This is a genomic window from Alkalimonas amylolytica, assembly GCF_900107845.1.
Lineage (GTDB): Bacteria > Pseudomonadota > Gammaproteobacteria > Enterobacterales > Alteromonadaceae > Alkalimonas > Alkalimonas amylolytica.
Genome location: NZ_FNRM01000012.1, coordinates 23128 through 44404 on the forward strand (window position 1 = coordinate 23128; position 21277 = coordinate 44404).

Here is a 21277-nt window from a genome sequence, read left to right on the forward strand (position 1 = left end):
GTGCTTCGCCTTATAATAGCGAAAACTTTTTGGAGACTTCCCTAATGTCCGATACCCCGGCACAGCCGCTGACTGGCAATGTAGATGCCGCTGAAATTGCCAAGTTTAACGACATCGCTTCGCGTTGGTGGGATCCGGATGGCGAATTTAAACCTTTGCACCTGCTTAACCCAACCCGGCTTGGCTACATCAGTGATCAACTTGGTGGTCTGTTTGGTAAGTCGGTGATTGATGTCGGTTGTGGCGGCGGTATTCTGGCAGAGAGCATGGCCAGGGCCGGTGCCAGAGTCACCGGTATCGATATGGCAGACGAAGCCCTGATGGTGGCGCGGCTGCATGCACTGGAGGCGGGTGTGAGCGTCAATTACCAGCAATCGACTGCCGAGCAATTTGCCTTAACTGCCGCAGGCCAGTTTGAGCTGGTCACCTGCATGGAAATGCTGGAACACGTACCTGAGCCCGCTTCCGTAGTCCAGGCTTGTGCTGATTTAGTGGCACCTGGCGGAACCCTGGTGTTTTCAACCATCAACAAAAGCTGGAAAGCCTATTCCATGGCCATTGTTGGGGCAGAGTATTTACTGCGCCTGGTGCCCAGAGGCACCCATGAATATGCGAAGTTTATCCGACCGTCACAGCTGATGCGTTTTGTTGAGCAGGCAGGTCTTACCATTACGGCCGCAACCGGCCTGCACTTTAATCCGCTTAACAACAGCTTTAAAGTGGGTCCAGGCTTGGATGTGAATTACTTCGTGGTGGCGAAAAAACCGCTGATTTGATGCTTATTTAACTGGTCAGATGGGTTGATCAGAATAGTTTTTTTCAACGAAAAAAAACTTGCATTCCAGCGAAGCCAATCAGGCTTTGGCCTCGCTGCTTATTGCCAAAAAATCTTAGCAAACCCCGTACCAAAACTATGGTTTTTTGTTACTTGCAAATCCGACGAATCCACACTATCTTGTGATCCAGTTAGCCGCCAACCCTATATATTGTGTATTGAAGCAGCAATAGGGGTTGAAAAAATAATCAAGCGCTCAGCAATGCTTAGTCTGGCGGCGGCATCAATTTAAATGGACGCAACAAAGTGGGTACTACAGCATGACGACATTGTATGTTACGAAGCGGGATGGCGGGCGGGAGCCATTGGATTTAGATAAAATTCATCGTGTCATTACCTGGGCAGCCGAAGGTTTGCAAAGTGTCTCGGTATCGCAGGTCGAGTTAAAATCACATATCCAATTCTACGATGGCATCAAAACTGAAGACATCCACGAAACCATCATCAAAGCAGCGGCTGATCTGATTTCTAAAAATACACCGGATTACCAATATCTGGCGGCACGCTTGGCTGTATTCCATCTGCGTAAAAAAGCCTATGGCCGCTTTGAACCACCAGCCTTGTACGACCATGTGGTACGAATGGTCGAAAGTAGCCGCTACGATGCCCACTTGCTGCAGGATTACAGCAAAGCCGAATTGGAGCAGCTGGACAGCTTTATTGATCATAGCCGTGATTTGAATTTCAGCTACGCTGCGGTTAAGCAGCTGGAAGGCAAGTATCTGGTGCAAAACAGGGTGACTGGTCAGATTTTTGAAAGTGCTCAGTTCCTCTACATGCTGGTTGCGGCCTGTCTGTTTGCTAATTACCCGAAAGACACCCGGCTTGGCTACGTGCGCCGTTTTTACGATGCCATCTCTTTATTCAAGTTATCCTTACCTACGCCTATCATGGCCGGTGTGCGCACCCCTACCCGTCAGTTTAGCTCCTGCGTACTGATTGAGTGTGGTGACAGCCTCGACTCCATCAATGCTACTGCCAGCGCTATCGTTAAGTACGTCAGTCAGCGGGCTGGTATTGGTATTAATGCCGGCCGCATCCGGGCGCTAGGTAGCCCAATCCGTCACGGCGAAGCGTTCCATACCGGTTGTATTCCGTTTTACAAGCATTTCCAGACGGCGGTTAAAAGCTGCTCGCAAGGTGGGGTTCGCGGCGGGGCTGCTACCTTGTTTTTCCCATTGTGGCACTTGGAAGTTGAATCCCTGCTGGTTTTGAAAAACAACCGCGGTGTGGAAGAAAACCGGGTCCGCCACCTTGATTATGGCGTGCAGTTTAACCGTCTGATGTACCAACGTCTGATCAAGGACGAAAGCATTACCCTGTTCAGCCCGTCCGATGTGCCAGGTTTGTACGATGCATTCTTTGAAGATCAGGAAAAGTTCGAGCAGCTGTATGTGCAGTACGAAGCCGATGACAGTATCCGCAAAAAGCGCATTAAAGCCGTTGAGCTTTTCACCCTCTTTATGCAGGAGCGTGCCAGTACTGGCCGTATTTACCTGCAGAACGTTGATCACTGCAATACCCACAGCCCTTTTGATCCCAAAGTGGCACCGGTTCGCCAGAGCAACCTTTGCCTGGAAATTGCCCTACCAACCAAACCACTGCGCGACGTCAATGATGAAGAAGGCGAAATTGCTCTGTGCACCCTGTCGGCCTTCAACCTCGGTGCCCTGGATAACCTGGACGAACTGGAAGAGTTGTCGGATCTTATAGTTCGGGCGCTGGACAGCCTGTTGGATTATCAGGACTACCCGATCCCAGCTGCCCGCAATGCCACTATGGGGCGTCGTACCTTAGGTGTTGGCGTAATCAATTATGCCTACTACCTGGCTAAAAATGGCGTCCGTTACTCCGATGGCTCGGCCAATGGCCTAACCCACCGTACCTTTGAAGCCATCCAATATTACTTACTTAAAGCCTCGATGCAGTTGGCAAAAGAGTTTGGTCCCTGCCCGAAGTTTAATGAAACCACCTACTCGCAAGGCGTGATGCCAATCGACAGCTACAAGAAAGATCTGGATAAAGTCTGCACGGAAGCTTTGCAACTGGACTGGGATCGGTTGCGTCAGGATGTGATGGCCTTTGGCTTGCGTAACTCGACGCTGTCGGCACTGATGCCATCGGAGACCTCATCACAGATATCCAATGCCACCAACGGTATTGAGCCGCCGCGCGGCCATGTCAGTGTCAAAGCCAGTAAAGATGGTATTTTAAAGCAGGTGGTGCCAGAGTATGAACGACTAAAAGCTCAGTACGAGTTGTTGTGGGACATGCCAAACAACGATGGCTACCTGGCGCTGGTTGGCATTATGCAGAAGTTTGTTGATCAGACCATTTCTGCTAACACCAACTACGATCCTAACCGCTTTGACGGTGGTCGCGTGCCAATGAAGCTGTTGTTAAAAGACTTACTGACAGCTTACAAGCTTGGGGTAAAAACGTTGTACTACCATAATACCCGGGATGGTGCCTCGGATATGCAGGAAGACATGCCTGAAGCTGAAGACGACAGCTGCGCCGGCGGTGCCTGCAAAATTTAATCTGTAGTGCGGGCTTAACAAAGCCCGCTTTTTTCGGTTATTGGACTTAGGAAGAGAATCACGCCATGGCGTACACCACCTTTAATCGCGAGATTAATGATCAAATGAAAGAGCCGATGTTTTTCGGCAACCCGGTCAATGTTTCCCGCTACGATCAGCAAAAGTATCCAATTTTTGAAAAGCTGATTGAAAAGCAATTGTCTTTCTTCTGGCGTCCGGAGGAAGTCGATGTCAGCAAAGATCGTATCGACTTTCAAAACCTGCCAGAGCATGAAAAGCATATTTTCTTAAGCAACCTGAAATACCAAACCTTACTGGATTCGGTACAAGGCCGCTCGCCCAATGTGGCTTTGCTACCGCTGGTCTCCTTACCAGAGCTGGAAACCTGGATTGAAACCTGGGCTTTTAGTGAAACCATTCACAGCCGCAGCTACACCCATATTGTGCGCAATATCTCGTCCGAGCCACACAAGGTGTTTGATGACATTATGCTGAATCAGAACATCATGGAGCGGGCCGAAGATGTCACCCGTTACTACGATGACTTGATTGAGTCCTTTAATTTGTACAATCTCTGTGGCAGTGGTGACCATACCGTCAATGGTCAGCGCAAAAGTGTCAGTTTGCACGATCTAAAAAAGAAACTGTACCTTTGTCTGATGTCGGTCAATGTGCTGGAAGCCATTCGTTTTTACGTCAGTTTTGCCTGCAGCTTTGCTTTTGCCGAGCGCGAGTTGATGGAAGGCAATGCCAAAATCATCAAGCTAATTGCTCGTGACGAAGCCCTGCACCTGACCGGTACCCAGCACATGCTCAATATCATCGCCGCTGGTGAGGACGACCCGGAAATGGGCCAGATCGCCAAAGAGTGTGAGCAGGATGCAATCGCCATTTTCAAAAAAGCTGCCGAACAGGAAAAAGCCTGGGCTGCTTACTTGTTCAAAGATGGTTCCATGATTGGCCTGAATAAAGATATTTTGTGCCAGTACGTAGAATACATCACCAACAACCGCATGCAGGCCATTGGCTTAAAACCAATTTATTCCACCAACCAGAACCCGATTCCCTGGATCAATGCGTGGCTGGTATCAGACAATGTGCAGGTAGCACCGCAAGAAGCAGAGATCAGCTCGTATCTGGTAGGCCAGATTGATAACCAGGTGGATTCAGGTGACTTCGGTGATTTCGATCTCTGATGTGAAGCACCATGCCTAAAGTGCAGGTGAACTCAGACACCCTCTTGGAGTATGACAACCAGGGCAATCTACTGACGGCCCTGGAGCAAGCAAAGTTCCACGTTCACTACCAGTGCCGGCAAGGTTACTGTGGTGCCTGCCGCTGCCGTTTGGTTAGTGGCGATATTCGCTATTTACAGGAACCACTCGCCTTTGTACGTTCAGGTGAGTTTTTGCCCTGTTGCAGCATCCCTATCGGCGATATTGCCATTGAATTGGTAGACTAAAACCAATCACTCAGGGCTGGATAATGCGCTGGGTGCTGTGGAAGCTGGGATCTGGTCGATTCAGCACCTTTTGTTCACGGGCAAAATCAATGAAAGCCTGGGCGTAATTGATGTAGGTGTCCTGATAGCGATCCGATGCCATCACTTTGCCAAAGGTGGTCCAACCATCCTGTCCGGAGGCAATAAAGCTATTGGTGACAACGATATAGCTTTCCTCCATCAGCAGAGGCTGCCAGGTACCGTTGCGCTGTACTTCCAGCTCACTGACTCGCTGATTCACTGGCTGGGTCATATCAACGGCAAAGCGGATCCCTGCGCCATGAGGATAACCTCCGGTTGAAGCTCCCGGGGTAATGGAATACTCGATGGCATCTTCCAACACCTGCTTAATTTCATGACCCTGCATTTGCAGGTGGATCAAGGTATTGGAGAATGGCAGCAACTGATAGACCTGGGCAATACTGAGCTCACCGGCGGGTAAGTCGGTGCGCACTCCCCCCGCGTTTTGTAGCGCAATATCCGCATGGCGGCTTTGGCTGAGAAATGCTCTACTGACCAGATAGTGCAAGTCGGATTGCTTTGCCTGACCACAGCTATCTTCCCGAGCTTCGCCCGGATCCATCCGGCATAAGCGTTCTGGAATGTAAGCTATGCGCTGAGCTGATAATTCATCAATACGGGTACTGTAACCTTCCAGCAATTGCTGCAACCCAGGCTCAGGTTTCACTAAACTCAATACATCCGACTGAGCGATGTAGCGCAACACTTCGGCGCGCTCTGAGCCTGTTAACAGCTCGCCATTGCGGTTAAAGTTATCGCCTACCAACAGATGTGGACGGCCTTCACAGCGATCCACTCTATCACCACGGAAGTGTACGATCAGCTCACCGACCACCTGAGCGTAATCTTTGCCTTGTACTATGCACACCGGATCACCATCCAGATTGGTTACCATGGTTGGGTAATCACCATCGGCCGTTAAGCCAACCTGGGCAAAATCCCCCAGCAAGCTGTGGGAGTCCCCTCCAACAACCACATCCACTTCAGGCAAGCGCTGGGCCAGCAAGATGTCATTAACATAGCCATAATGGGTTAGCAAAACAATTTTGCCAATGCCTTGCTGCTGCAATGTATCGATGTAATAGCGCGCCGTTTCCAGTTCATCCAAAAACGAGGTGCTTGGCAGAGGCTGCGACGATTGGCGGGTTTTTTGCGCGATGGTTAGGCCAATAATAGCCACCTGATGGCCAGATACTTCATGAATCACATAGGGCTGGAATAGCTCCCAGTCGCGATTTGGTGCTAATGGTGTGCCGACTTCAGGCCGGACATTGGCGGATAAAACCGGGGTTTGGCACTGCTCATCCTGCAAGTTGCGGATGAACTCAGCCAGGTGGGCATCGCCATCATCAAATTCATGATTGCCAATGGTAAAGGCATCAAAACAGACTTCACGCATAAAATGCGCATCGGCATCGCCCTGGAACAAGCTGTAATAGAGATCCCCGGTAATAGCATCGCCGGCATGCAACTTCAGCAAATCGGGATGGCGTTGCTGTAAGCCGGCAATTTTACTCGCTACTCGCGGAAAACCACCCACCTCCACATCGGTAAACTCACCGGCGATGCGCAATGAAATTTGCTGCTTAGCTGCAAGGTTCGAGTGATGGTCATTGATATGGGCAATAGCCAGGGTCAAATCGGCTGTCTCCTCGGTATGATCGCTAGCTAGCTGACTACAGCCAGATAAAGCCAATAGCCATGAACATCCAAGCAGAATGACTGGTCGCATAAAATCCTCAGAAAAATAAAAGCCAGCAAGGCTGGCTTTTATGACAAAATAAAGACAGCTGAATTATGGCTCAAGTTTACCATCACGGATATGTTTTTCACCCCGTTGTTTTGCCAGCTGGACCTGTTTTTGTCGCTCGGCAAAAGCTGCTTTTTGCTCTGCCGTGGTTTTATCATGGCAGTGCGGGCAACTTAAACCTTTGATGTAATGCTCCGATTGCATGTCGTGTTGAGATAGCGGCATCCGACACGCATAGCACTGATCATAACTGCCCTGCTCCAGCCCATGCTTCACCGCAACGCGCTGGTCAAATACAAAACACTCACCTTGCCACAGGCTTTGTTCAGACGGGACTTCTTCCAGATACTTCAGAATGCCACCATCCAGGTGATAGACTTCTTCAAAACCTTGTTCTTTCAGGTAAGCCGTGGATTTTTCACAGCGGATCCCGCCGGTACAAAACATCGCGACTTTTTTGTGCTGGGCCGGATTCAAGTGGTTGGCAGCCCACTCTGGAAATTCCCGAAAAGATGTGGTGTTTGGGTTGACCGCATTTTTAAAGGTGCCTATGGCCACTTCGTAATCATTCCGCGTGTCAATCACGATGGTATCCGGATCGCTGATCAACTGATTCCAGGCGTCGCCTTTTACATAGGTGCCAACAATGTGCTTAGGATCGACACTGGGAACACCCATGGTCACGATTTCTTTTTTGAGCTTCACTTTGGTGCGGTAAAACGCTGGTTCATCGGCAAAGGATTCTTTGTAGCTTAAGCCATCAAAGCGCCCTTCAGCTGCCAGCCAGGCTCGGACGGCATCGATACCGGCTCTTGAGCCACAAATGGTACCGTTTATGCCTTCTTCGGCCAGCAACAAAGTACCTTTGACCTGATTTTCTACCAGCACTTGATAGACTTTGTCTCTCAGTTGCTGGTAATCGGCTAAATGAACAAATTTATAAAGTGCAGCTACAACGTACATAAACAACCTTTTTTGCCAGTCTGGATCGCAAATCCAGCGCAAGTTTAACGGGGGCCGTATTATAGCTACTTTTGTAGTAGGAGAAAAGAAAGTGAAACTAGTGAGGGTGCTGACACTGTACGGATAATTCCAGATGTTGCGTGCCATCCGTCAGTAAAATAGCATCGTCTTCTCGCCAGACGCTAAGCTCCATATGGGGTTTAAGCATTGAGCACAGCTGTTGTAATTGCTCTGGCTGGAACACGCAGCTACTGGACTTGGCGCAATACGGCATGTTGTTCAGTTGCCGTTGCTCATCCGGGTTTAAAAAAAGCACCACCTGATCGGCCAGATGACATGCTCTGCGTAGATACTTTTCTTCCAGCAACTCAACACTGGCCCAAAGCCTGAAGTGTTGCTGTTCATCTTGCAAATAAATATCCGGATCTTTGCCAGTTCGATGCTGACCAGCCATCACGGCTTTGCTTTCATACAAACACAACCAAGCCAGCACCCGACGAGCAAAATGCTCGGATGGTTCTTCCGGGTATGGCGCCAAATAGTGACGTTGCTGCGCAAAATGATGATGCTCAGCGCAGCTGTAATTTAAATCCAGTTTGATGACTTTGGCGTTCATCAACATCGTCTTTTCCTTTCGGCTTACCATGGTGTCTTACTTAGTTTGTCGCCTGCTGTGGTCAAAAGTTTAGATAAGGCTCCAAATAAGATGCAAAGCGAGTGCCAACAAAAGTATCCCCATGACGCGATCGAACCAATAGCCTTTTAACAGCAAGAAGCCACGCACCTTGACCTGAGTTAACAAAAAAGATAGCAAACAAAACCATAAAGCGGTAGCCATGGCCATATAGCCGCCATAAAACAGTTTCATGCTGAGTGGTGTGTCAGGGGAAATCACTACAGCGAAAAGGGACAGGAAAAACAGCGTAGCTTTAGGGTTTAAACCATTGGTAATAAAGCCGGTAAGTAGTGCTTTTCTGGTACTTAATTGTTCACTCACCTGTTCTTTAGCAACTGCTTGCTCAACTGCCGGTGCCCTGGCCCGAATGGCTTGCATCCCTAAATAAGCAAGGTAGAGCGCAGCAACCACGCTAAAGGTCATGTACAGCCAGGGCGTAGTTTGAATCAATAAACCAATACCAACCAATGAATAGGTCACATGCAATAAAATCCCCAGACCAATACCACAGCTGGCCGCCAAAGCCGCTTGCTTACCAAAGCGTACGGCATATCGCAGCACGATAGCGAAATCCGGTCCCGGGCTGGCAACTGCCATCAAATGAACCACCGCAATCAGTGCAAATTCAGACCAAAAACTCATGAAAAAGTTACCAAAGATTTTCGATGCTGCATTGTACGCTGATGAATTCATGCAATTCAAATGAAAGGCCGTCTTGCTGGCAGAGTGCTGCTTATGTCTGAACAGAGCCTTGAATTGACCGTAAAAAATACGGCATTCATCCAATTTCAATCGATGCCAATGGCATTAGACTTGATGCAGCACAGGAAAGCTGTAAAATGTTATAACATCACACACCTAACATCGATTTAAAGAAGGAAACCCGATGCGCAATTCGAAGTCGATTCTCAAACCCTCGGCCCTGGCCATTATGATAGCCTGCTCATTCTCAGCCCAGGCGATGGCCAATCAGCTAGTCAGCGGCACAGTGCTTAATGCTCAGGGGGAACCGGTTAAAAATGCCCGCATCCATGTGCACGGTCGTCAGCAATACATCTATACCGATGCTAACGGCCGCTTTCAGTTAAATGCTCCGGCTAATGCAGAACTGCATATCAGTGCACCAGGTTTTGATGGCCAGTATTTGCAACTGACCGACCCTGCCAGCGCACTTGCGATTACTTTGCAACCAGGCGGTCAGATTGAGCGGATGATCGTCTCTGCTTCTGGTATCCATAAGTACAATCTGGATATGGCTACCCCGGTTAGCGTGTTATCCGGTGAGCAATTATCTCGTCGCGCTGAGCCTACCATTGGTGAAACGCTGAAAAAACAACCGGGCGTTCACGCTAATTACTTTGGTCCTGTCGCATCCAGCCCAGTGATCCGTGGCTTGGATGGCCCTCGCGTGCGCATTCTGAATAACGGCCTGGATACTGGCGATGTCTCTCGGATTGGTCCGGATCACGCCATTATGGCGGATGCCCTGACCACAGAGCAAATTGAAGTACTGCGCGGCCCTGCCACTTTGTTGTATGGCAGTGGTGCCATTGGTGGTGTCGTGAACGTGGTGGATAACCGTATTCCGCGTCAGCTCCGGCCGCAATCCGATACCGTGGTTGAAACCCGCTACAACAGCGTGTCTGACGAAAAAACCGTGGCTTTGAACCATGATGGTAGCCGCAATCAAGTCGCCTGGCATTTGGATGGCCTGCATCGCAACGCGGATGATTACAAGGTACCGCACTTTACCAACAGCGATGGTGAACGCGAAGATAAAATCGACAACAGCTGGCTTGAAACCAGCAGCATCAACGCCGGCTTAAGCTATATCGGTAGTCGCGGCTTGATTGGATTCCATATGGGCCGCACCGACTCCGATTACGGCATTCCAGGCCATGATCATGCGCACGGTCATGACGATCATGATGACCATGATCATGGCAACGATCACGGACATGGCCATCATGACAGCCACGGTAGCCATGACGATGATGTCTTTGCCAAAGCCCGCCAGAACCGTTTTAACCTGGCTGGTGAGTATTACGATCCCTTTGCGGGTATTGAGACCATAGCCTTTAACCTGGGTTATACCGATTACAAGCACAGTGAAATTGAAGATGGTCATGTAGCTACCTTCTTTGGCAGCAAAACTCTGGAATCCCGCATCACCCTGGAGCATGAGCCATTGGCTGGTTGGCACGGTATTTTCGGCTACCACTTGCTGCGCAATGATTACACGGCCTCGGGTGAGGAAGCCTTTACCCCAGATTCAGAAACCACCAGTCATGCGCTCTTTGTGCTGGAGGAAAAGCGTATTGGTGATCTCACCCTGCAATTGGGCGGTCGTTTAGAGCGGGTCAAATACCACGCTGATGGCATTGAGTTTGGTCATCAGGACCATGATCACAGCCATGGACATGATCATGGTCATGGTCATGGTCATGGCGATCATGATGATCATGAGCATGTAGAGGCTAGCTTCACCGCTTACAGCCTGTCGGCTGGCCTGGTATGGGAGTTCCAGCCTGGTTTCTCGTGGGCTTTGGCGGCCAGCCGCTCTGAACGGGCACCAAGTGCTGCTGAGCTCTACGCCAACGGTGCGCATTTAGCCACCGGCACCTATGAGCTGGGTTTAGCTTATGTATTGGATCATCACGATGGCGATATCGAACCAAACCGTGAGCGCTTCCATAAAGAAGTGGCAAATAACCTGGATCTGACTTTCCGCAAATTTGATGGCAACCTGAGTCTGACTTACAACTTCTTCTACAACCGGGTCAATAACTATATTTACCTGGCCACTACCGGGCTGCACCTGGATGATTTAGGTCATGATAACCATGGCCACGATCACGGGCATGATCACAGCCATGGCCACGATCATGGGCATGACCACGATGATCACAGCGATCATGGTTTCCCTGTGCTGCAGTACCGTCAGGATAATGCGGTGTTGTATGGCTTTGAGTTTGAACTGGCTTACTATCTTGATCAGGCTCAATCGGTGCATTTATTTGCTGATCAGGTTCGTGCCAAAGTACGTGGTGGCACCGACTTGCCACGTATTCCACCGATGAAACTGGGCGCTGAGTACCGCTACCAGGCTCAAAACTGGAGTGGTGAAGTGGGCTTAACCCGCTATGCCCGTCAGAATCGGGTCAGCCCTTTGGAAAGCCGTACTGCTGGGTACACCCTGCTGGATGCTACCTTTAGTTATTACTTTGATTTCAGTGATGTGGAAATGACCGCCTTTGTTCGTGGCACCAACCTGACCAACCGACTTGGTTTCGTTCACAGCTCCTTTATCAAAGAAGATGCTCCTCTGCCAGGACGAGCCATCACAGTAGGATTACGCGCTCGCTTCTGATGCCGTAAAATTGAACGGCCTCATGACATGAGGCCGTTTTTTTATGGAAACTCCAACACCATTTCAGCCGCCGTGCAATGACACTCTTTGCCACAGACCGGACAATCGTAGCCACTGCTTTGCAGGGATAAGGCTAGCCATTTATCCTGATGCACTGCAAGCAAGCGGCCGCCGGCTTTGGTAAAGTAGCGCACGGCACTGTTGCCCGGACTTTGCATCCATAAATGCGCCAAACCAGCCTCTGCTCCTTGTTGCTGCAAGACCTCGATAGACGCCTGCAACAACTGACTGCCAATCCCCTGCCCCTGAACACCAGGATCTACGGCAACTGATTTAAAATACGCCATTTTACTTGCCGCAACAGGCCAAAGCTGAGGATTGCACCATTCATCGGCATGCCACTGCTCTGCAGAAAAACTGAGACGGTAGCCAACCAACTTCCCTTCCAGATAGGCAACAAAGCTTGCATTGAGGCCTGCGGCCAGACCTCGCTGGAGATAATCTTCCAGCTTACTTTTATCCAGATAACCAGCACCATGCACCTGATTCGCCAATGTCAGCAGCGCTTTTTCATCGGATGCCCGATAGGGCCGAATAAGCATAACCTTACCTCACTCCAATCTCACTATTGCAATCGATTGCTCAGCTTTTAACCAGCCTGTCCCCAATTAAGCAAACTCCATACCCAATACGGGTAAAATGCGGCAAATTGCTATGAAAATAGGATAGACAATGATTTCTAAATCACCTATGTTAATTCTGGGAATAATAACAATAAGCCCAAAGTACTATAAACAATAATAGAAACCAGGAAGAACAACTATGCAAACAAAGAACTATAGTCGTTTATCGACCTGTATACGCTGTGCCATTGCCGGTGTCACCTCACTGGCACTAACAGCACCTGTGTGGGCAAACACAGAGGAACAAACCGAAACAGCAGCGCCAGAACGTGTTGAACGCATTGCCGTCGTCGGTAGTCGCTCAGCACCACGCTCGGTAGCAGATTCACCAGTGCCGGTAGATATCATTGGTGGCGATGAATTGATGAAAACCGGCAGCACCGATATGTTAAATATGATGGCGACTACAGTCCCGTCGATGAACGTGCACTCTCACCCTATCAGCGATGCGGCAACCTTGATTCGTCCATTGAATCTTCGCGGTCTATCTTCTGATAGCACACTTATCCTGGTCAATGGTAAACGTCGTCATCGCTCTGCCGTCATCACTATGTTAGGCGGTGGCCTGAACGATGGTGCTCAGGGACCCGATATTTCTGCCATTCCAGGCGCTGCTATCAAACAGGTTGAAATTCTGCGTGATGGTGCGGCGGCACAGTATGGCTCCGATGCCATTGCCGGTGTGGTCAACTTTGTGTTGAATGATCGGGATGAGGGGGGCCACATTGAAGTACGCCGCGGTGAGTTCTATGCCGGGGACGGCACATCCAATGAAATCAATGCCAACATTGGCATGCCGCTGTCTGATGCTGGTTTTTTTAACATAAGTGCGCAATACAAGTCATCCGATCCAACCAGCCGCAGCGTGCAACGCGGTGATGCCTTGCAGCACATCGCCGATGGCAACCCCAATATTTTACAGCCCGCAGTACAGATCTGGGGCTCACCGAAGATCAGCGATGATATCGCTATTTTCGCCAATGCGGGGCTAGACTTGGGCAATGGGCGTGATGCCTATTTATTTGGGAATTACTCCGAGCGTGATGTGTTAGGTGGTTTCTACTACCGCGATCCTTATACCCGTGGTGGTGTTTTCTCCAATGATGGTGGTGAAACCTTGTTGGTGGCCAATACCAACCCAGCGTTAGGTGGTTGCCCGACAGTTTCATTAGCTGATACAAGTTTTAGTGCGGTGAACAGCCAGGTCAGTGCCCTACCGGCCCATTGCTTTACCTTCTTTTCCATGTTCCCCGGCGGCTTTACCCCGAACTTCGGTGGTAATATCACTGATACGTCGCTGGTTGGTGGCACCAAAGGCGAGTTTTTATCCGGCCCTTTGCAAGGCACCATGTATGATTTCAGTGCAACCGTTGGCCGCAGTGAGGCTAGCTTCAGCATTGTAAACACAGTCAATGCCTCGCTTGGCCCAGATACTCCGACTGAATTTGAACCTGGCAAATACATCCAGTTGGAGAAGCATTTCAATGCCGATTTTTACCGCTTTGTGCCGGTTGGTCTGTATGAAGACCTGGCCGTGGCTGGCGGTTTGCAATGGTCGGAAGAGAGCTTTGAAATTGTAGCCGGCGATGTTGCTTCCTGGGAAATAGGCCCTTACATCGATGATGGCATGAGTATTGGTTCCAATGGTTTCCCTGGCTTTAAGCCAGACGATGCTGGTGTCTATGTGCGTCGCCATTGGGCAGCTTATGTTGATGTTGAAGCGGAGTTTTCAGAAAACTTCCTGGCAGGTTTTGCACTGCGCCATGAAGATTATGAAACTTTTGGCACCACTACCAATTACAAGTTAACCGGTCAATACCGTTTCACGGATGATCTGGCGATCCGAGCCTCAACCAGTACCGGCTTCCGGGCACCAACAGTTGGTCAGGCCAACATCAGTAACGTTCGTACTGCGGTTGCCGAAGGCGAACTGGTTGATATTGCTTTGTTATCGCCCACCAACCCTGTATCTCAGCTGTTTGGGGCTACTGAACTGACACCGGAAACCTCAACCAGCTATGCCTTTGGTGTGGTGTACTCGGGTAACGACTTCTTTATGACCGCCGATCTGTACCGCATTGACGTGGATGACCGTATTAGTCAGTCAGCGGAAATTCCGATCACAGAAGAGCAAAAAGAACAGTTACGTGCGACCGGCATTCGGGGCGTCGATTCTTTGTCGCTGATTTCATTTTACACCAATGATTTCTCGACCAAGACGACTGGTTTGGATGTAGTGATGAACTATGGTGCTAATTTGCTAAATGGTCGTACTACCTTCAGTTTGGCGTACAACTGGAATAAGACCGAAGTAACCAAGTTCTCCGATATTACTGGAGCATTCAAGGTATCGCGTTTGGAGCAGGATTTACCACGTCACCGTGCTACTTTGGGTTGGAACCAACAGTGGAACGACATATCCATGTTCGTACGAGGTAACTACTTTGGTAAATACCAAGGCGTTCATGCTGACTCCGATGGCTTGAATGTCGATGCATCGGCGAAAATCACCTTCGACGTTGAAGTGAACTACGCTATTAATAATGCATTTTCTGTCGCTGTTGGCGCGCAAAATGTGTTCGATACCAAACCTGAACGTTTGCCAGAGGGTATGCAACGCATACTTGGTGCCAAATACTTTGAAACCTCGCCTATGGGGATCAATGGTGGTTTCTGGTATGTGCGTGGTCGTTACAGCTTCTAACGTGGATGTTTACTGAGACCAAAAAGCCTCCGAACCGGAGGCTTTTTTATTAAACCGTAATATTGATGCTGGTGCCCGTGGCTTCACCGAAAATATTAATGGCGGCAGGCTCAGTTTGTGGTTGCTGTTCTTCCTGTGGCTCGTCTGTATTGCTTTGGATAATGGCGCTAAACTGTTGTTCCAGCCGCTCAAACAAATCCTCTGGCGGCAGACTGGCCCGCGCTAAATCAGCACGACTTTGCGCCTGGCCTGACTCCAACTGCAGTTCACGGGCCGTTTGCGCCATTTCGCGGGCTTCTTTACGCTTTTCATCCGCCTGGGACTTTAACTGCTCAGCCTCGCGCTCAGCCTGATCCGCAACACGCAAGGCCATTTGTTGCTTTAGCTCAGCAAAAGCAGCAGAACTAGCCGTATTGGCAGCATTGATCATACAGCCCCCTTGTCGTCTGAATAAGACTCAGCCAAACGTCATAGACCACTAAAGTATACTGCAAAAACGCGACCTGTTCAAAATTTAGCCGTACGCTAGCTCAATGCCTGCAGCAATTGCTGCAGCGGGTGTTTGGGCTTTTCACCTACCAGGCGTTTTACCTGGCTACGACAGGAAAAACCTGTGACCAGAATACCTTCGGTACCATGCTGCTCAACCGGGGATTGCCAACTCATGGCAAACAGTGCCTTGCTGTTGGCAAGGTTCTGTTTTTCATGACCATAAGTCCCAGCCATACCACAGCAACCCACACTGATGGGTTTTAGATTAAGGCCAGCTTTGCTAAATATCTGCTGCCAGCTTTTTTCAGTAGCAGGCAGCGCAGTTTTCTCGGTGCAATGGGCCAGCAAAGCAAAGCTGCCACTTTTGGCTGCCTGAGGCAGCTCTTGCTGCTGCAACCACTCATGGAACAAAGCGACTTCGTAATCACCGCGTTTATCGGCCAGCAGTTTGCGGTATTCATCCCGGTATACCAGCACTAACGAGGCATCCAATCCCAGCATGGGTACTTGATAGGCATGCAGCTGTTGCAAAAACTGTGATGCTTTACTGGCGGTTTTCACAAAGTCACGGAGGAAACCTTTTACATGTTGCGGCTTTCCGTTGGGTAAAAAGGGTAGCAACATCGGCTGTTTACCCAGCTTTTCAAGCAGTTTCAGTGCATCCTCGACCAGCTCCGCTTCATAAAAGCTGGTGAAGGGATCTTGCACTAGCAATACCATTTGCTGCCGCTCAGCATCGGTGGCTTGGACAAGCTTTTGCATATCAAACTGATACTTTTGCTGTAGTCGTTCAGCCAGTGTTGGCGTCGAGAGCAAAGGAGTATCGACATAGCCCAAAGTATGCCCCAGCATACGTTGCAGCCAGGACTGTTGCAGGAAAAAATTCACTGCCCGTGGCATTTTTGCCAAAAAAGGAGCTGTACGCTCTATGTTGGCAACGACATAATCTTTGGTTGGGCGCAAATAACGGCTATGGTACAACTGCAAAAAGCGAGCACGAAACGAAGGCACGTCCACATTGATTGGGCACTGACTGGCGCAGGCTTTACAAGCCAGGCAGCCTTCCATCGCCTCTTTCACTTCATGAGAGAAATCTTGCTCGCCCTGCTTGTGCGCCCAGCTGTTACGGATGCGCTGCCAAAGACTGACAAGACCCACCCCTTCGGTTTGCAACCGTTGCTCCAGTCTTAACACATCCACGTCTTGCTGCTCGGCCAGCCGCAACCACTCCCGCATCAAACCCGCCCTGCCTTTAGGGCTATGGCGCCGGTCTTTGGTGATTTTGCTCGATGGGCACATGGGGGAGTTGGCTTCATAATTGAAGCACAAACCATTGCCGTTACAGTTCAGGCTGCTATCAAAGCTTTCTTTCACCTGCAATGGAATCTGTTTGTCAAACCATGCCCGTTTGGGGCCATCAACACTTACCAGCGAATCGCCACTCTGATAAGGGGTGCAAATTTTGCCCGGATTTACCCTGTTCTGGGGATCAAAAGCGGCTTTGATTTTGCGCAGCTCGGTAAAGAGTGCTTCACCAAAAAACTCAGGCCCATATTCACTGCGATACCCTTTGCCATGTTCACCCCACATCAGGCCACCGTATTTAGCGGTCAGCGCCACCACCTGATCGGAAATGGTGCGCATCAACTTTTCCTGCTCTGGATCACACAGGTCCAGTGCCGGTCGCACATGCAAAACACCGGCATCAACATGACCAAACATGCCATAATGCAAGCCATGGTTGTCCAGCAACTGACGAAACTCCATAATAAAATCGGCCAGCTTGTCCGGTGGCACAGCGGTATCTTCAGCAAAGGCAATTGGCTTTTGTGTACCACTGGTATTGCCCAGTAAACCAACCGCTTTTTTACGCATGGCGTAAATATGACTAATAGCAGCCGTATCGTAAGTCAGTTGATAACCAATAATCCCGTGCTGACGCTGCGCAATGGCGTCATCCAGTCGCGTGGTTAACGCAGCAATTTTTTGTTCGATATCGTCTTTATCTTCACTGTTGTATTCCACCATGTTCAGGCCTTGCATTAACTGGCCCGGAACATCAGTGATCAGCGCTTGCACCTGTTGCCAGATGATGTCGTTGCGGGCCAGATCAAGCACTTTGCTATCTACGGTTTCCACCGAAGTGGCCTCGGCAGCAACCAAAAATGGCGCATTACGTAGCGCACTTTCAAAGCTGTCGTACTTGATATTGACCAGACATTTGTGACGGGCAATGGGGGTAATGGAAAGTTTGGCTTCAGTGACAAAGCCCAAAGAACCCTCCGAGCCGGTAATAAGCCGGGATAAATCAAACTCCGTCATCTCCTCATTGAAGACATGCTCTAAATCATAGCCGGTTAAAAAGCGATTCAAGCGGGGAAACTTTTGCAGAATTTGCGGTCGAAAATCCCGGCAGCTTGTTAGCGCCTGGCGATACACCTGCCCGATCGTGCCCCCCTGGTGCGCTTTGGCTTCTGCCTCCGCCAGTGGCTCTTTTTGGGTTTTCAGCACAGTACCATCCATCAATACGGTAGTAAGTGCTAGCGTATGATCGCTGGTTTTACCATAGACCAGAGAGCCCTGCCCGGATGCGTCGGTATTGATCATGCCACCTATGGTGGCACGGTTTGAAGTGGATAAATCCGGAGCAAAGAAAAAGCCATAGGGCTTTAAAAATGCATTGAGCTGATCTTTTATGACACCACTTTGTACCCGCACCCAACCTTCTTCGGTATTAATTTCCAGAATACCGCGAAGGTGACGCGACAAGTCGACCACCAGATGCTCAGTCAATGATTGTCCATTGGTGCCAGTACCACCGCCACGGGGGCTGAATTTCAAATGCCGGAAACTGGAGGTTTGCGCCAGGCTGGTTAACAGCACCACATCTTCATGGTGCTTTGGCAGCAAAACTGCCTGCGGCAAGGCCTGATAGACGCTGTTATCGGTGGCTACCGCCAGGCGGCTACCATAACTGGTTTCAATGTCGCCAGCAAAACCGGCGGTGCGGAGGGCATTGCAAAACGCCAGAACACTGGCATCCAGAGCAGCTTCAGGGGCAAAACTTGGGATCATGGTGGTCGCGTTAGGTGGTCCGACAGTGGCAACCATTATACCACTAAGTGTAGGCGTTTATTAACACTCGAAACCGTGTAAAGTAGCCTATTAAGGCATATGCCCCATTTTTGCCGCCTTGGTTGCCAAATAACGGTGACTGTGAGCAGTGGTCTTCACACGATGCTGGACTCGCTCAAGAATATTTACTCCGGCGTCCTGCAAGGCTTTTAATTTGCGGGGGTTATTGGTCAGCAAGCGCAGTTGTTTGATATGAAGCAGTTGCAGCATCTCTGCAGCAATACCGTACTCACGCATATCAGGTAAGAAACCAAGAATTTCGTTAGCTTCTACCGTGTCCAATCCTTTATCCTGCTCTGCATAGGCGCGTATTTTATTAATAAGGCCAATGCCCCGGCCTTCCTGGCGCAAATACAAGATGATACCACGGCCTTCATTGGCAATTTTTTGCATGGCGGCTTCGAGTTGCGGGCCACAATCGCAGCGCAAACTAAAGAGCGCATCACCGGTCAAACATTCTGAATGCACCCGAGCCAATACCGGCTCATCCGTGGTCACATCTCCCAAAGTCAGAGCGACATGCTCTTTGCCATCCGGGGCCTGGAAACCATGCAGTTGAAAATCGGCAAAAGGTGTGGGTAAAACAGTAGATGCAACCAGTTTCAATGTCATTTCAGCTCTCGGTACAAACAAAATCAGCGCTATATTATCACAGCCCTCCATACTTTTAGCCATTCCTGCGTTAAAATAGCCACCTGTGATTGCAAGAGAATGAACTGATGCTTGGATGGTTTGAACGTCTAACCCGCCCTTTTCCCACTGAAGAACCTGAGCAACCGCCCAAAGGCATTGTTGCATTTTGCCGCCACTACACCCGTGGCATGGAAGGGTCTTTGCTGGTGATGGCCATTTTATCGGCAACCTCTGCTGTGCTGGAGGTCCTGTTGTTTAGTTTTATGGGGCAACTTGTGGACTGGTTAGTTGGCCAGAACCCGGATACCTTTTTTCAGGATGAAGGCCGAACCTTGCTGTGGATGGCGCTGGTCACCGTGTTGTTGTTACCGCTGATTGCTTTTCTTCACTCAGCGGTGGTGCATCAAACCCTGCTGGGCAATTATCCGATGTCGATCCGCTGGTTGTCACATCGCTACCTGCTGCGTCAAAGTGTCAGCTTTTACCAGAATGACTTCGCCGGCCGTATTGCTACCAAGGTAATGCAAACGTCGTTGGCAGTGCGTGAAACCGTGATGAAGCTGCTGAATGTGATGGTCTATGTACTGGTGTATTTTGGTGCCATGCTCTACTTTGTTGCCGATGCCGATCCACGCCTGATGCTGCCAATGCTGATTTGGCTTGCTTGCTACATTGGTTTGCAGTTTTACTTTGTGCCTCGCTTAAAAGAGGTCGCTAGTCGTCAGGCAGATGCCCGTTCGGAGATGACAGGCCGTATTGTTGACAGCTACACCAATATCGCCACCGTGAAATTGTTTTCTCATACCCAGCGTGAGGAAACCTACGCCAAAGACAGTATGGGGATCTTTTTAAAGCCGGTCTATCAGCAGATGCGCCTGGCCACCTGGTTGAATGTGTCGGTGCAAAGTTTAAACTACCTGTTGGTGTTTTTTATTACCGCCCTGGCGCTTTGGCTCTGGAGTTTAAGTGCGATCTCGATTGGTGCTATTGCCATAGCGGTGAGCCTGTCGTTGCGGCTAAACGGTATGGCGCAATGGATTATGTGGGAAGTCAGCAGTCTATTTGAAAACATCGGCACAGTCGCCGATGGTATTGCAACCCTGTCGCAGCCAGCCAGTGTGCTGGATAAAGATTATGCTAGTCGCTTGCAGGTTGCCAAGGGCGAGATTGAGTTTAAGGCGGTCTGTTTTAACTACGGCAAAGTAGATAACGACAGTAAAAAAGCCGCGGTATTAGATCAGTTGAACCTCAGCATCAAGCCTGGTGAGAAAGTTGGCCTTGTAGGCCGCTCTGGTGCCGGTAAGTCGACCTTAGTAAACTTGTTGCTGCGCTTTTACGATGTCGAATCCGGCCAGATCTTGATTGATGGCCAGGATATCAGCCAGGTAAGTCAGGAAAGTTTGCGTCAACACATAGCCATGGTTACCCAGGATACCTCGCTGCTGCATCGATCGGTGCGCGACAATATTATTTATGGCAAGCCGGATGCGACCGAGCAAGAACTGCTGCAGGCTGCTGAGCAAGCAGAAGCGCTTGAATTTATAGCCGACTTGACTGATCCCAAAGGCAATAGTGGCTTTGATGCCCAGGTTGGCGAGCGCGGTGTGAAGCTCTCCGGTGGCCAGCGTCAGCGCATAGCCATCGCCCGGGTGCTGCTGAAAAATGCCCCTATTTTAATCCTGGATGAAGCAACGTCAGCGCTTGATTCGGAGGTTGAGGCTGCGATACAAACCAGTCTCAACAAACTGATGGCAGGTAAAACTGTGATTGCCATTGCCCATCGCTTATCCACCATAGCGCAGATGGATCGACTGATAGTGCTTGATGAAGGTCGGATTGTTGAACAAGGCACGCATGCCGAACTGGTGGCTAGTGGTGGTATTTACGCCCAGCTCTGGGCGCATCAAACTGGTGGCTTTATTGGCGTGGAGTAAGCAAAAAAGCCTCTGACCAGCAGAGGCTTTTTTACAACGG

15 protein-coding genes are annotated in these 21277 nt (G+C 49.9%); 7 read left to right on the forward strand and 8 right to left on the reverse strand.

What is annotated here, in order from left to right:
- The first annotated feature begins 44 nt into the window (after window positions 1–44).
- The 4 genes from ubiG (at window position 45) to yfaE (ending at window position 4837) form a co-directional block, all read left to right on the forward strand.
- A complete protein-coding gene (gene ubiG, locus BLW37_RS17025) occupies window positions 45–776 on the forward strand; it encodes a bifunctional 2-polyprenyl-6-hydroxyphenol methylase/3-demethylubiquinol 3-O-methyltransferase UbiG (RefSeq protein WP_091345042.1) in 732 nt (243 codons plus the stop codon).
- 319 nt (window positions 777–1095) lie between these two features.
- Window positions 1096–3375, forward strand: coding sequence for a class 1a ribonucleoside-diphosphate reductase subunit alpha (nrdA, locus tag BLW37_RS17030; RefSeq protein WP_091345043.1), 2280 nt, complete (start codon window positions 1096–1098; stop codon window positions 3373–3375).
- Between the two features lie 65 nt (window positions 3376–3440).
- On the forward strand, window positions 3441–4571 hold the full coding sequence (nrdB, locus tag BLW37_RS17035) for a class Ia ribonucleoside-diphosphate reductase subunit beta (protein WP_091345045.1): 1131 nt from the start codon (window positions 3441–3443) through the stop codon (window positions 4569–4571).
- Window positions 4572–4582: 11 nt separating this feature from the next.
- The gene (yfaE, locus tag BLW37_RS17040; protein ID WP_091345047.1) at window positions 4583–4837 is read left to right on the forward strand and encodes a class I ribonucleotide reductase maintenance protein YfaE; all 255 of its coding nucleotides are present in this window, start codon (window positions 4583–4585) and stop codon (window positions 4835–4837) included.
- A 10-nt stretch (window positions 4838–4847) separates the two neighbouring features.
- Here the strand turns inward: yfaE and BLW37_RS17045 are convergent, their stop codons facing one another.
- From BLW37_RS17045 to BLW37_RS17060, 4 genes are all read right to left on the reverse strand, one after another.
- Entirely contained in the window at window positions 4848–6629 is a 1782-nt protein-coding gene (locus tag BLW37_RS17045; RefSeq protein WP_091345049.1) for a 5'-nucleotidase C-terminal domain-containing protein, read from the reverse strand.
- 63 nt (window positions 6630–6692) lie between these two features.
- Complete coding sequence (gene trhO / locus BLW37_RS17050) at window positions 6693–7610, reverse strand: oxygen-dependent tRNA uridine(34) hydroxylase TrhO (protein ID WP_091345051.1); 918 nt, start codon at window positions 7608–7610, stop codon at window positions 6693–6695.
- A 97-nt stretch (window positions 7611–7707) separates the two neighbouring features.
- Window positions 7708–8232 (reverse strand): YaeQ family protein, encoded by a 525-nt coding sequence (locus BLW37_RS17055; RefSeq protein ID WP_171907664.1) that lies wholly within the window; start codon window positions 8230–8232, stop codon window positions 7708–7710.
- Between the two features lie 63 nt (window positions 8233–8295).
- Window positions 8296–8928, reverse strand: coding sequence for a LysE family translocator (locus tag BLW37_RS17060; RefSeq protein WP_091345118.1), 633 nt, complete (start codon window positions 8926–8928; stop codon window positions 8296–8298).
- A 244-nt stretch (window positions 8929–9172) separates the two neighbouring features.
- On the opposite strand from BLW37_RS17060, the gene BLW37_RS17065 reads away from it, so the two are divergent.
- Window positions 9173–11656 (forward strand): TonB-dependent receptor, encoded by a 2484-nt coding sequence (locus BLW37_RS17065; RefSeq protein WP_091345054.1) that lies wholly within the window; start codon window positions 9173–9175, stop codon window positions 11654–11656.
- A 41-nt stretch (window positions 11657–11697) separates the two neighbouring features.
- Here the strand turns inward: BLW37_RS17065 and BLW37_RS17070 are convergent, their stop codons facing one another.
- Entirely contained in the window at window positions 11698–12258 is a 561-nt protein-coding gene (locus BLW37_RS17070; RefSeq protein WP_091345056.1) for a GNAT family N-acetyltransferase, read from the reverse strand.
- Between the two features lie 220 nt (window positions 12259–12478).
- Between BLW37_RS17070 and BLW37_RS17075 the strand changes: the two genes are divergently transcribed.
- Window positions 12479–15043: a TonB-dependent receptor plug domain-containing protein gene (locus tag BLW37_RS17075; RefSeq protein WP_091345058.1), complete on the forward strand. Its 2565-nt coding sequence runs from the start codon at window positions 12479–12481 to the stop codon at window positions 15041–15043.
- Window positions 15044–15092: 49 nt separating this feature from the next.
- On the opposite strand, the gene BLW37_RS17080 is transcribed toward BLW37_RS17075, so the two are convergent.
- The 3 genes from BLW37_RS17080 to ribA all read right to left on the reverse strand — a co-directional run bounded on the left by BLW37_RS17080 (window position 15093) and on the right by ribA (window position 19282).
- Window positions 15093–15473 (reverse strand): hypothetical protein, encoded by a 381-nt coding sequence (locus BLW37_RS17080; RefSeq protein WP_091345060.1) that lies wholly within the window; start codon window positions 15471–15473, stop codon window positions 15093–15095.
- Between the two features lie 95 nt (window positions 15474–15568).
- The gene (gene ydiJ, locus BLW37_RS17085; RefSeq protein WP_091345062.1) at window positions 15569–18610 is read right to left on the reverse strand and encodes a D-2-hydroxyglutarate dehydrogenase YdiJ; all 3042 of its coding nucleotides are present in this window, start codon (window positions 18608–18610) and stop codon (window positions 15569–15571) included.
- A 90-nt stretch (window positions 18611–18700) separates the two neighbouring features.
- Window positions 18701–19282, reverse strand: a complete 582-nt coding sequence (gene ribA, locus BLW37_RS17090; protein WP_091345120.1) for a GTP cyclohydrolase II — start codon at window positions 19280–19282, stop codon at window positions 18701–18703.
- Between the two features lie 107 nt (window positions 19283–19389).
- Between ribA and BLW37_RS17095 the strand changes: the two genes are divergently transcribed.
- The gene (locus BLW37_RS17095) at window positions 19390–21237 is read left to right on the forward strand and encodes an ABC transporter ATP-binding protein (protein ID WP_091345123.1); all 1848 of its coding nucleotides are present in this window, start codon (window positions 19390–19392) and stop codon (window positions 21235–21237) included.
- Window positions 21238–21277: the final 40 nt, after the last annotated feature.

Bases quoted from the DNA above. Each gene is read 5' to 3' on its own strand.
- ribA (WP_091345120.1), bottom strand. From the start codon at position 19,282: ATGACATTGAAACTGGTTGCATCTACTGTTTTACCCACACCTTTTGCC.
- yfaE (WP_091345047.1), top strand. From the start codon at position 4,583: ATGCCTAAAGTGCAGGTGAACTCAGACACCCTCTTGGAGTATGACAAC.
- BLW37_RS17045 (WP_091345049.1), bottom strand. From the start codon at position 6,629: ATGCGACCAGTCATTCTGCTTGGATGTTCATGGCTATTGGCTTTATCT.
- BLW37_RS17060 (WP_091345118.1), bottom strand. From the start codon at position 8,928: ATGAGTTTTTGGTCTGAATTTGCACTGATTGCGGTGGTTCATTTGATG.
- BLW37_RS17075 (WP_091345058.1), top strand. From the start codon at position 12,479: ATGCAAACAAAGAACTATAGTCGTTTATCGACCTGTATACGCTGTGCC.
- BLW37_RS17055 (WP_171907664.1), bottom strand. From the start codon at position 8,232: ATGTTGATGAACGCCAAAGTCATCAAACTGGATTTAAATTACAGCTGC.
- trhO (WP_091345051.1), bottom strand. From the start codon at position 7,610: ATGTACGTTGTAGCTGCACTTTATAAATTTGTTCATTTAGCCGATTAC.
- BLW37_RS17070 (WP_091345056.1), bottom strand. From the start codon at position 12,258: ATGCTTATTCGGCCCTATCGGGCATCCGATGAAAAAGCGCTGCTGACA.
- ubiG (WP_091345042.1), top strand. From the start codon at position 45: ATGTCCGATACCCCGGCACAGCCGCTGACTGGCAATGTAGATGCCGCT.
- ydiJ (WP_091345062.1), bottom strand. From the start codon at position 18,610: ATGATCCCAAGTTTTGCCCCTGAAGCTGCTCTGGATGCCAGTGTTCTG.
- BLW37_RS17080 (WP_091345060.1), bottom strand. From the start codon at position 15,473: ATGATCAATGCTGCCAATACGGCTAGTTCTGCTGCTTTTGCTGAGCTA.
- BLW37_RS17065 (WP_091345054.1), top strand. From the start codon at position 9,173: ATGCGCAATTCGAAGTCGATTCTCAAACCCTCGGCCCTGGCCATTATG.
- nrdB (WP_091345045.1), top strand. From the start codon at position 3,441: ATGGCGTACACCACCTTTAATCGCGAGATTAATGATCAAATGAAAGAG.
- nrdA (WP_091345043.1), top strand. From the start codon at position 1,096: ATGACGACATTGTATGTTACGAAGCGGGATGGCGGGCGGGAGCCATTG.
- BLW37_RS17095 (WP_091345123.1), top strand. From the start codon at position 19,390: ATGCTTGGATGGTTTGAACGTCTAACCCGCCCTTTTCCCACTGAAGAA.